This window comes from Acinetobacter sp., assembly GCF_039596015.1.
In the GTDB taxonomy this organism is placed as follows: Bacteria; Pseudomonadota; Gammaproteobacteria; order Pseudomonadales; family Moraxellaceae; genus Acinetobacter.
Genome location: NZ_JBCNKN010000001.1, coordinates 136,258 through 148,883 on the forward strand (window position 1 = coordinate 136,258; position 12,626 = coordinate 148,883).

General features: G+C 39.0%; 9 protein-coding genes. 7 read left to right on the top strand and 2 right to left on the bottom strand.

Annotation, left to right across the window (positions count from 1 at the left end):
- Positions 1–66: 66 nt before the first annotated feature.
- The 6 genes from ABDV70_RS00525 to ABDV70_RS00550 all read left to right on the top strand — a co-directional run bounded on the left by ABDV70_RS00525 (position 67) and on the right by ABDV70_RS00550 (position 6,890).
- Positions 67–1,203: a Fic family protein gene (locus tag ABDV70_RS00525; protein WP_343594581.1), complete on the top strand. Its 1,137-nt coding sequence runs from the start codon at positions 67–69 to the stop codon at positions 1,201–1,203.
- Between the two features lie 130 nt (positions 1,204–1,333).
- On the top strand, positions 1,334–2,716 hold the full coding sequence (locus ABDV70_RS00530; protein WP_343594583.1) for an NAD(P)/FAD-dependent oxidoreductase: 1,383 nt from the start codon (positions 1,334–1,336) through the stop codon (positions 2,714–2,716).
- A gap of 340 nt (positions 2,717–3,056) precedes the next feature.
- Positions 3,057–3,593 (top strand): dimethylamine monooxygenase subunit DmmA family protein, encoded by a 537-nt coding sequence (locus ABDV70_RS00535; RefSeq protein WP_343594584.1) that lies wholly within the window; start codon positions 3,057–3,059, stop codon positions 3,591–3,593.
- Positions 3,586–4,530: a PDR/VanB family oxidoreductase gene (locus ABDV70_RS00540; RefSeq protein WP_343594586.1), complete on the top strand. Its 945-nt coding sequence runs from the start codon at positions 3,586–3,588 to the stop codon at positions 4,528–4,530. Before ABDV70_RS00535 ends, ABDV70_RS00540 begins: the two co-directional genes overlap by 8 nt.
- Before the next feature lie 15 nt (positions 4,531–4,545).
- Complete coding sequence (locus ABDV70_RS00545; RefSeq protein WP_343594587.1) at positions 4,546–5,562, top strand: DUF3445 domain-containing protein; 1,017 nt, start codon at positions 4,546–4,548, stop codon at positions 5,560–5,562.
- A gap of 197 nt (positions 5,563–5,759) precedes the next feature.
- Entirely contained in the window at positions 5,760–6,890 is a 1,131-nt protein-coding gene (locus tag ABDV70_RS00550; RefSeq protein WP_343594589.1) for an aminomethyltransferase family protein, read from the top strand.
- 255 nt (positions 6,891–7,145) lie between these two features.
- On the opposite strand, the gene ABDV70_RS00555 is transcribed toward ABDV70_RS00550, so the two are convergent.
- Positions 7,146–9,305, bottom strand: a complete 2,160-nt coding sequence (locus ABDV70_RS00555; protein ID WP_343594590.1) for a malate synthase G — start codon at positions 9,303–9,305, stop codon at positions 7,146–7,148.
- 279 nt (positions 9,306–9,584) lie between these two features.
- Positions 9,585–10,757, bottom strand: a complete 1,173-nt coding sequence (locus ABDV70_RS00560; protein WP_343594592.1) for a hypothetical protein — start codon at positions 10,755–10,757, stop codon at positions 9,585–9,587.
- Between the two features lie 467 nt (positions 10,758–11,224).
- Here ABDV70_RS00560 and ABDV70_RS00565 point away from each other — a divergent pair, with 467 nt between their 5' ends.
- The gene (locus tag ABDV70_RS00565) at positions 11,225–12,589 is read left to right on the top strand and encodes an MFS transporter (RefSeq protein ID WP_343594594.1); all 1,365 of its coding nucleotides are present in this window, start codon (positions 11,225–11,227) and stop codon (positions 12,587–12,589) included.
- Positions 12,590–12,626 lie beyond the last annotated feature (37 nt).

The following is a 12,626-nucleotide window of genomic DNA, read 5'->3' on the forward strand; positions in this document are numbered from 1 at the left end:
TTATTGGTTTTATGAGCTAAATAAGAATTATAATCGGCTCATAAGATGAGAACAGGCGAGCACGTGATGAAAAAATGGATTTGGCAGCAACCAGATTGGACTCAATTTAGTTGGAATGAAACAATCATTGTACCTAAGACACGCCAACTCCATTTAAAAATAGGTATGCTGTTAGGCCATGATGCAGAGTCTATTCAAAAACAAAAACTGACTTTAGATGCTTTGGTGAATAACCTGATTTCATCTTCTGCAATAGAAGGTGAAGCCTTAAATGTCAATTCAATACGCTCATCTTTAGCTCGGCATCTCAATATACCCATTGAAAACGAAGCTTCAGTGACTATTCAAACAGAATTTATGGCAAAAATTTTAATAGATGCTTTGGAAAATACAGAGCGTCCTTTGACATTTGAGCGTTTGATCCAGTGGCATCAATGGTTATTTGCTGACCCTCAAAACTTACCACTTTATAAAATTCGTATTGGTGAATTACGCGGAGATGAACCTATGCAAGTGGTCTCTGGACGATGGGATGCACCGAAAGTGCATTTTCAAGCACCTGATCGTTTAGGTTTAGAAGGTCGTCTAGAGCAGTTTGTGCAATGGTTTAATCAAAGTTTGGACAATGTATTACTTGATCCATTTATTCGAGCGGGGATTGCACATTTTTGGTTTGTGACTTTGCATCCATTTGACGATGGTAATGGTCGTATTACACGGATGATTACAGATTTGGCATTAGCGCAAATGGATAAGCAAAGTATTCGATTATATGCCATGTCATCAACGATTCTAAAACGCAGAAGCAGTTATTATGAAATATTGGAACAATCTCAAAAAGGAACGTCAGATATTACAGAATGGTTGAACTGGTTTTTAGAAACACTTGAGCAAAGTCTTGATGAAACACTAGATAAAATCCAAAGAACACTATTTAAGGCACAGTTCTGGAAAAAATATGATGATTGTAATTTGAGTGAAGCTCAGATCAAGGTTTTAAATCGTCTCTTAGACGGTGGTGAACGAGGCTTTTTACAAGGGATTAATGCTTCACAATATCAAAAAGTGGCTAAAGTCAGTAAGGCCACAGCAACACGCCATTTGACTTATTTGTTACAAATGGGTTGCCTTGTAAAAATGGATGGGGGAGGTCGTAATACACGTTATCAGGTGAACCTTAGTTTATCCATTCTTGACGCATAACCTTTCCCAAAATGAACAACTAACCCCTTCGTCATACCCACTACAGGGAATTTCTCTCCTTAAAAATCAGACCTATTGTTATTTCAGGGTCAAAAATAATCTGGTTTTTAAACTTTTTGGGAGAATGACCATGACACGAGTTGCTATTATCGGTGCAGGTCCAAGTGGTACAGCGCAATTACGTGCATTCCAGTCGGCACTACAAAAAGGAATCGAAATTCCTGAGATTGTGTGTTTTGAAAAACAGTCTGATTTGGGGGGGCAATGGAACTATACATGGCGTACAGGATTAGATAAAAACGGAGAACCTGTCCACAGTAGTATGTATCGTTATCTATGGTCGAATGGGCCAAAAGAAGCACTAGAATTTGCTGATTATAGTTTTGATGAACACTTTGGCAAACCGATTGGTTCTTATCCTCCACGAGAAGTACTCTGGGACTATATTAAAGGTCGTATCGATAAAGCCAATTTACCTGATGGTTCTAATGTGCGAAGTTGGGTACGTTTTAATACCGCAGCCCGAAATATCGAGTTTGATGAAGCCACACAACAGTTCACTGTCACTGTTCATGATTATGAAAAAGATGAAGTTTATTCAGAACTTTTTGACTATGTTGTGGTCGCAAGCGGACATTTTTCTACACCAAAAGTCCCTGAATATAAAGGCTTTAAAGGTTTTGGTGGTCGGATTTTACATGCACATGACTTTCGGGATGCCCTAGAGTTTAAAGGTAAAACTGTTCTTGTGGTTGGCAGTAGCTATTCTGCCGAAGACATTGGTTCACAATGTTATAAATATGGTGCAAAACAAATTATTAGTTGTTACCGCAGCGCACCGATGGGCTATAAATGGCCAAAAAATTGGTCAGAACGCCCAGCACTACAATATGTCGATCAGACGCACGCTTATTTTGCAGATGGTTCAAGTGCCCAAGTTGATGCAATTATTTTGTGTACGGGTTATTTGCACTATTTCCCATTCATACAGGAAGAACTACGTTTAAGAACCGATAACCGTTTATATCCGTTGAGTTTATATAAAGGCGTGGTTTGGGAAAAAAATCCAAAACTGTTTTATTTAGGCATGCAAGATCAGTGGTATACCTTCAACATGTTTGATGCACAGGCTTGGTATGCACGTGATGTGATTTTAGGAAAGATTGAACTGCCAGCTTATGACGAGATGGTGGCGCATACCCAGCAATGGCATGACACTGAAAATGCCATTACCGAAGTACCCGATATGTATAAATTTCAGGGAGATTACATTCTGGAATTGATTGAAGCAACGGACTATCCAGATGTTGACATTGAAGCGATGCGTTTGATTTTTATGGAATGGAAACATCATAAAAAAGAAAACATTATGACCTTCCGTGATCATATTTATAAATCGGCAATTACAGGTACGATGGCGACACCACATCATACAACTTGGCTGAATGCACTTGATGATTCGTTAGAAGCCTATTTGCAGCCAGCTGAGGAAGAATGTAAGAAAGTTGGGTGAAGCTAAAGTTGGTTAAATACGCTTGTTTCACTTTCCACTATCTTGGATTGCCGTAAATGTGCAGATTCATTGTGTATAGATGATGACTTACTTTGCAAAGATGAAAAGCAATAAAAATCTTTTGTCGGGCTAACAACATCCTTGTGTTGTAGTCTGACATGGATTTCGCCTGTCACAATAGCCTATTGGAATTGAGCATTTTCTTAAAGCTTTTATTACTTTCAAAATATTTTCATTTCCAAATACCCCTAAAGAGGTATGCCTTCAAGGAAATTTTCCTGTCAAGAAAATAATTTTACTCTTGGTTTATCTTCTTATTTCACTAGATGGGGACTTCGCGATGCAAGAACACATGCTTAGCACGCCTGTTTATCAGAATGTCCATGATCTTCACATCCAGCATGGAAAAACATTATTTCTGGTTCAATCATCTCAGACAATAGCGGTTCAAGATCTACAGCAAAAAATGCAGGATGAGGATGGGAATCATTTTTTTGTTTTCCAAAATTCGGCAACATGGACAAAACAATTACATCGCATCGTTTCTCAACATTTAAGTCAGGCACAGGCAGGCTGGCATGCAGTGATTTGTGGTGAGGAACATTTTATCTGGATGGTTGACGCTGCACTGCGCCAAGCAGGGTTGTTCAAGGATGAAATCGCGAGAGTCTTAATTGCAGGCAAACGCCAAGTGTATTGTGTGCATTGTTTTCATATGCAGGACAGCGCTGCCGAAGATTTTTGCCAGTGTGAACATTGTGGTGTCGATTTACTGATCCGAACGCATTTTTCAGAACGCCTTGGTGCCTACATGGGGGTATGTGCCAATGCTGAAAGTCTTGGAAAACCCGAACGAAAAGAGGTGAGCCATGTCTAATTTAATTTCAGTGAAAGTCAGTCAGGTTCAGCAAATCACACCGATTATTCGTGAATTTACGTTGCAAGCGATAGATCAACCGTTACCTGCATTTTCATCTGGTAGTCATGTGGTGGTGTCTTTGCCAGTGCAAGACCGAATTTTACGCAATGCCTATTCATTACTCAGTGATCCTTACCAAGATCAACATTATAAAATTGCAGTGCGTTTGCAGGAAGATTCGCGTGGTGGTTCGCGTTATTTGCATCAACAGGTACGCGTGGGAGATGTTCTGAAAATTTCCACGCCGTTGAATTTATTTTCATTGCATTCACAAGCCAAACACCATGTGTTTATTGCGGGTGGGATTGGGATAACCCCATTTATGTCACACATTCGCCAGTTGGTACATAGCGGTGGCAGTTTTGAGCTGCATTATGCCTGTCGGGATCAGCTGAGCAATGCTTATGAGTCGGTGTTGAATCAACTTTTTCCAACACAGTTACAGGTTTATTCAGAACGTACCGAATGCCGTTTGGATGTATTAGAGCTATTAAAACAGCAGGATTTGCATACCCATGTGTATATTTGTGGGCCGGATCGTCTAATTCAGGCCGTACAAGAAGCCGCACAGCAGTTGGGATGGTCAAAACATCGGGTGCATTGGGAAGCATTTACATCACCACCTGCTGGAACGCCATTTCAGGCAAAGCTGAGCAAAAGCCAAAAAACCATAGAAGTTGCCAGTGATTACAGTCTATTAGAAGCGTTAGAGGCACAAAATATTGAAGTGCCAAGTTTATGCCGTGGTGGGGTTTGTGGGCAATGTGCTTTGAAATATAACAAGGGTGAAATCGACCATCACGATCATTTTTTAAATGACGAAGAACGTCAACACTTACTTATGCCTTGTGTATCGCGCGCCAAGCATGGCAGTTGCATTGAACTCGATTTATAGAAAGGAATATGACTTATGACGATTCAATTTAATCCATCAGAACGGATGCGTGATCAATTTTATTACTATAACAGCCCCAAAGCGATTGCACGTTTTCCGTTTCCATTTCCTGAAGACAATTATATGTATTCGGTGAATATTGAACCTGCGGTGTCAAAACCAGATACCATTTTTGAAAACTGGTTTGATATTGATGAACATTATTTAACGGAAATGAACGAACGGGCGTTAACCCTTGCCAGTGACCCTAAACGCTGCATTGTTTTACCACACATGCAGCAAGCAGCTTGGGATTTTCTGGAAATGGTGATGACGCATTTATCGCAAGATTATCCAGAACATTTTCAGTTAGAACAACAGGGAAAAGCGTGGCACTGGGTTAATAAGCCTTTAAATATCGACATTCATTTTACCTTTGGCGATGCTACAACTTTGCCACTTGAACCGTTTGAATATATCAGTCGCCAAGTACAGGGTGATATCGCCTTGCTTGATCAGCGTGATGGTGATTTGTATATGGATGCTGGCATGATCACAGGGCCAGCCGATTGGTCACTGAATTTTGATGCAGGAATGAGTTTCAAACAATGGCATGCACCTGTACCACAGCTTGCACATAACTTAGGGGTATTTGATCGCGCCTTAAAGTTTTTACTCAATATTCAGGTCGACCAACCATACCGCCGTTTGAACTGGACTATGACCATTAACCCTCGGATGGATACGTCTTCGGAAACATATCATTTATGGGGACATGAACGGGCATTGGTAACCGCAGAAAATGCAGGCGAGTTGGTACATTTACGTGTCGAATTGCAAATGATGCCACGTTTACCACGTAGTAATGCCTTGCTGTTTAGCATTCGTACCTACCTGATTAGCCTGAATGATTTGGTAAAAAATCCAGCATGGGCAAAGCGCTTACATCGGGTGATTCGCGATTTACCAGACCCCATTGCCGATTATAAAGGCATTAGCCATTACCGTGAGCCATTGGTGCAATGGCTGAGTCAGTTTGATCAACAAATTTAGATGTATTTAAAACCAAATTATTTGATACGTAACGGTTGCTCTTTGCATATTCGCATTCATTGCGGGCATAAATTATATGCCTTAAAAACAAGATCTTTATAGATGTGATTGTTGCTCAGATGCAAAGTCCGCTCATACGTATCAGAGGTTTATTCATTAGGATTTACTCCACATTATCGTAAAAAGGAAATACAACTATGGCAAACTTATGGCGCATTTCGGCATTGGCAGAACGTCACCGCCAACTCGGTTCAAAACTAGAAGACTGGAACGGGATGGGAACGGCATGGACCTATGACAGTGATACTGCCGATCACTACACTGCAATTCGGACAAAAGCAGGGCTGATGGATGTTTCGGGTTTAAAGAAAGTTCATTACGTTGGGCCACATGCAGAAAGTCTACTGGAATACGCAACATCTCGTGATATTTCAAAACTGTATCCAGGGAAATCTGCTTATGCCACCATGCTGAATGAAGAAGGCAAATTTGTCGATGACTGTGTGATTTATCGTACAGGCCCCAATGCCTTTATGGTGGTACATGGGACAGGGATTGGTTTGGAAATGTTGACCCGCTCAGCGACTGGGCGTCAGGCTGCGATTTTATTTGATGATGATTTGCATGATTTATCGCTACAAGGGCCATTGGCTGTTGATTTCTTGGCAGAGCATGTTCCAGGTATTCGTGACTTACCGTATTTTCATCACATTCAAACCCGCCTGTTTGGTTGTCCAGTGATGATTTCACGTACAGGTTATACTGGAGAACGTGGTTATGAAATTTTCTGTAAAGCCAACGATGCACCACTCATTTGGGATACGATTTTAGAAAAAGGGGAAAGCTACGGCATTGTGCCATGTTCATTTGTCACATTGGACTGGTTGCGTGTAGAAAGTTATCTATTGTTTTATCCATACGATAACTCTGAATATTTCCCATTCAAAAATGAAAAATCAGGCGATACATTGTGGGAACTAGGACTAGATTTTACAGTTTCACCGACCAAAGGCGAGTTTCGTGGCGGCTATGAGCATAAGCGTTTAAAAGACAAAGAACGCTTCAAAATTTATGGTGTGGTTCTAGACACAGAGCAAGCCGCACAAATGGGTGATACGTTGTGGGATGGCGATACGCAAATTGGCGTGATTACCTGTGGTATGTATTCTCCATTAAGTAAAAAGTCGGTTGCTATTGCCCGTGTAGATGTCCCGTATGCTGTCGATGGTAGGGCATTGACAGTAAAAGGAAGTTTAGAGGTGAAAGCCGAAACCCATAGTTTACCGTTTGATGATCCACAAAAATTAAAACGAACTGCAAAAGGCTAGTTTAGGCTGCAAAGAAGAATCCTGTCAGAACTGGCAGGATTTTTTATGGGGCTTTATTTATAAGAAATTGAAAGCCCAAATAATTTATGTTTGGAATACATATTGTATTGAGTTTCTCTTCCATCAGACTTATTGGTAGCGCTGTGCTTGGATTTTCTAATATAAATTTGAAGAATTTGTCATATTTTTTTATAATAATCAGTGTCTTGATTTAGCCTAATAAGCTCACAAAGTACTTATTAGGCCACAAATGTTTTAAGCCAACGATTTTAATTTCAACCGAGCTGTATGGAGCAATGGCTCGGTATATCCCGAAGGTTGTTCTGTCCCTTTAAAAATGAGATCAGACGCGGCTTGAAAAGCAATGTTTTCGGCAAAATTGGCTGACATTGGCACATAAGCAGGGTCATCGGCATTTTGTGTATCCACAATTTTAGCCATACGCTCAAGCACTTGCTGGACTTGTTCTTTGCCTACGACACCGTGATATAACCAATTGGCAATATGCTGTGATGAAATGCGCAAGGTCGCCCGATCTTCCATTAAACCGACATTATAAATATCGGGTACTTTGGAGCAGCCAATACCAAAATCAACCCAGCGCACGACATAACCCAAAATACCTTGGCAGTTATTTTCTAGCTCTTGATTGATCTGTTCAGCCGTCCAGTTTTTATCTGCTGCCAAAGGCGGCGTGAGCAAATCATCTAACGAAAGCATCGGTTCTTTTGCCAGTTGTTGCTGACGCTCAGCCACCGAACATTGATGATAATGAATTGCATGAATCACAGCCCCCGATGGTGACGGTACCCATGCACAGGTTGCACCCGCTTCAGGATGTTCAATTTTGGTTTTATACATGTCGAGCAACATATCGGGTTTAGGCCACATGCCTTTACCAATTTGCGCTTTGCCTTGAAAACCACATTGCAGACCAATTGCCACATTACGGTTTTCATAAGCAAGAAACCATTTCTGATTTTTCACTTCGGCTTTGCGCACCATTGCACCGGCTTGCATAAAGGTATGAATTTCATCTCCCGTGCGATCCATAAAACCTGTGTTAATAAAAATGGTGCGGTCTTTGGCTTGGGCAATACAGTTCTTAAGATTTACAGATGTTCGGCGCTCTTCATCCATAATGCCAATTTTGATACTTTTTTCAGGTAAGCCCGCTAATTTTTCGGCATGTTCGAACAATTTAACTGCAAAAGCCACTTCTTCAGGCCCATGCATTTTCGGTTTTACTACATACAATGAACCTGTGCGTGAATTATGTAAGTCATTTTGACCAAGAATATCCACCTTACTTAACACTGCTGTAATCAGCGCATCCATGATGCCCTCATGAATTTCCTCGCCATCTATTAAAATAGCTGGATTGGTCATAAGATGCCCAACATGACGTAACAGCATGAGTGATCGACCATGCAATTTTTGAGGATGACCTGCCATGTCGATAAATTCATGATCAGGATTGAGTTTACGAACTAAAGTTTTGCCATTTTTTTCAAAAGATTCTTGTAAATCGCCCTTCATTAAACCCAGCCAATGCCGATAAGCTTCGACTTTTTCTTCGGCATCGACAGCAGCCACCGAGTCTTCTAAATCCTGAATGGTGGTCATAGCGGCTTCAAGTATGATGTCCTTAATCTTTGCAGAATCCGACTGACCAATGATGCTGTTTTCATCAAATTGAATAATGGCATGTAGGCCATTATTTTTTAAAATAATTTCTTTCGGAGATTCTGGATTTCCATTGTAACCAATAAGGGCAGCAGGGTTTTGCAAGGTGGTATTTGTCCCGTCTGCGAGGCTTATTTTGAGTTGACCATTTTCGATGCGATAAGCAGTCGCCTCCTGATGTGTCGCTTTAAGCAACGGAAAAGTATCATTTAAAAAGTTTTTCGCAAATTCAATAACTTCGGCGCCACGTATTGGATTGTAGCCTTTGGTTTTTTCTGCACCCTGACTTTCAGAAATAACATCAAAACCATAGAGTGCATCATATAATGACCCCCAACGTGCATTGGCTGCATTTAAGCAATAACGTGCATTTCGGAGAGGGACAACCAGTTGCGGGCCTGCAATTTGGGTAATCTCGTCATCCACATTTGTTGTGGTAATTTTAAAATCATCAACTTCAGGTTCTAAATAGCCAATATCTTTTAAAAATTGAGTATATGGTGCAAGTTCGAAAGGATTATTCCGATGCCAATCATCAATTTGAGTTTGTAATATATTCCGCTTTTCTAATAATGCTTTATTTATGGGTGTTAATTTTAATACAATATTTTCAAATTCAGTCCAATATTCATCTGAATTTATAGATAAGCTATGGAATACTTCTTTTTCCATAAAGTCATACAAAGTTTTTGAAATGCTTAGACGGCCTTTAATAATACGATCAGTCATTGAATAATCCCTACTCGATAATAAATACTTAAAGAATATAACATGGGAAGTTTCATATTCTTTGAAATGTATCATTTTTTAAGAGGTATCACTTTAGGGATATTTAACTATTATTTTAGACTAAATTTTTGAATTTTAATGTTTCCAGATAAACCCATATTTTTATGATAATTAAGTCATTTTATTGAATGAGATATGAAGATGAAAGATAAATAGGGAAATATGAAATATAAAGAAAGAAGGTAATGGATTTACCTTCTTTATGAATAATATTATTGGTTAGAAATTATAAGATAAAACAACATTCACTAATTTATTCCATTTATTATCATTCCCCGCTGCAAGAGAGCTGCTTGATCCACCAATAAAAGGATCATTTTTACTCATCACATATTCGGTGTATAACGAAATTTTTTTATAGTCCCAAGCAAGTCCCACAATATTACGTTGAGAGGTTGCAAAACCTTGTTGTTTTTTGTCATAGCCACTAATGACCAAATATGGGGTAATATTTAAATGATCTCTTACATTTTTAAAGGTATACGTTGTATCGAGTGTATAGAAATAACCTTTATTTGCAAGGTCATATTCACTGTCAAATGAACCTAGTGTTGAGCTGTAAGGATGGGTTGTATCTTTGCTATTAATATCAAGTTTACCCCCTGTCAGCACAATATTAAGATTTTGATAATTTAGTTTACCAAAGAGTGACCACGCCTTTCGTGAACCATCTTGTGCATTTTTCTTATTTTCTATTTCAGAGTACCAATAACTTCCTCCTACAGACATTTTAAAATCATCATTGTTCAAAAAACTTAATGGTTGTTCGACTCGTGCGATCCACATATTTTTTTCTGATAATTGTGTTGTTGCTGGATCAGACGTTTGAACTAAATTGGCAGTATAACGTGCTGAATCTTTACTTTTACCATGATAATTCCCGCCATCCGTTGCAAAATATGCAAGGTCAAACTGAGTTTTTGAAGGGAGTTCAAAATGATAACTGGCGCCTAAATTGAGTGCATCTTCAAGCCCCATCGTATTATTAATGCCTTCATAAAAACTGCTATCCCAGTATCGACTTGGGCCAAAAGGGACGGGTTGTAGGCCAAGCGTAATATTGTCTGTTGCATTAATATGATATCCGGCATAGGCGTAAACCAATGTTGAAAAATCACATAACTGGTCATATTGATAGCAACGATAATCTAGTTTGCCAAACCATTTAGGGGATTCATACGCTAGGTTTAAAATTGCAGTATCAAATTTGATTTTCTGATCGGACGCTGCCTCGCCATAATGCTTATCGGTATAGCTTCCTCTTAATGCGCCCGAAATGGTCAATGCACCCGTGTCACTTTCAGCATTTCCAAAAGTAATCCCTGCAAAAGACGGGATGTTCAATCCTGCAACACAAAGACCAAAACTGATTTGCTGACAAATTTTTTTCATTGAAACATCCTATTTTGAGTGAATAACAATATTCGGGGCTGATCAAAGTTTAATATTTTGAATCACAATGACTTAAATATTTAGATAAATCATGTACTGGCTTCAATATTGCACAGAAGGGTGAATATCTGATTTTTATTTTACGCATTTTAAACAATAGGATAATTATCCTGCTTGTGTACTCATTTATAGGTATTGATCCAGAAAAACAGATTATAAAGTCATAAAGCTGATTTAAAAAAATTATATCTATGAGCATGTTACTTATAAATTAAGTAAATGAAATCTAAAAATTAATACGCCAGTTAAACAATAGTTACCTCGACTTGGGTATTGCCCAGTTTTTTTTAATCTTGTTTTATAAGTCTATTATTTAACCATTCATCCAATCACCCTCATTTAGGCAAATCAGCAATGTAATTCATTTGAATGCTTGTTCAAAAATAAGCATATAAGGAGATAGCAACATGTCCAATACATTATCACCCCCGAATAATATTGGGGTTACATCTGTAGACCAAACTAAGATGAAGTTTATTAAAAAACTGACTTGGTTAATATCTGGCGGTATGTTTCTTGATGGTTTTGTACTTGGCACAATTGGTATGGTGATGCCTGCCATTACCAAAGATCTTGCTTTAAGTTTAACTTGGCAGGGATTAATTGGTTCAGGTGCATTAATCGGTGTGTTCTTTGGGAGTTTACTTGGGGGCTGGTTAAGTGATCGAATTGGTCGTCGTCCAATATTTACGCTCAACTTAATTTTATTCCTCATTGGTTCAGTTGCACAATTTTTTGTATCGGATGCAGTTTCCTTATTTTTAATTCGTGTATTAATGGGGATTGCCATTGGTATGGAATATTCGGTGGGATGGGCATTATTGGCAGAGTTTTCACCAGCAAAAATACGTGGAAAATTATTAGTTATTCAAGAAGGAGGCTGGTTTTTAGGATATATGGCCGCTTATGTGGTGGGGTATATCCTTACGGTTAAATATACCATGCACTGGAATTTTATTATGGGGTTAAGTCTAATTCCAACAGTTATATTACTGATTTTAAGACATGGTACACCAGAATCTCCACGTTGGTTAATGAGTAAAAACCGTACAGCAGAAGCTTTGGAAATTTCAACAAAGTATATGGAAGCTGAAGAACAGCGTGATGCTTTAAAACAATTACCAACAGCAGCTGAACGTCATTATGGTTTTTCTGCGTTATTTACTGCACGAAATATTAAATCTACTGTCTTTATGTCGATTTTCTTTTTATGTGCTATTACGCCATATTTTGCGATTGGTTCATTTATTCCAATGGTGATGGAAAAATTGGGCTTTAAAGATGGATTTACTGGTGGTTTATTCCTCAATATTTTTTCAATTGTCGGAGTTATTTTTGCTGCATTACTGATTGAAAAACTTGGGCGCAGAAAACTCAGTATTCCTTCATTTTATATCCAAGCGCTTGCATTTTTACTCATTGGTTTATTTGGGTCAGCTTCTGCCACTTTAGTGATGGTGTGTTTCTTGGCTTTTTACTTCTTTACCACAATTCCACAAGCCATTACTGGCGTTTATCCAGGTGAAATTTTCCCAACAGAAGTGCGTTCAATCGGTTCAGGTTTTGTCGCAGCCATGTCGAGAGTCGGTGCTGCCTTGGGAACGTTTGTCATGCCAATGGGAATCGAGAGTTTTGGCGTGAACACGATGGTTTATTTGGCTGCCGCAGTTTGTTTGCTTGGGGCAGTGGTTACGCAACTTATGGCACCAGAAACCACGGGTAAAACGCTCAGTGAAACAGTCGATCATGCGCGATCCGATGCAACGATTTAATCAAAACCCAATTTTAAATTTATAAATAGGTAATGAA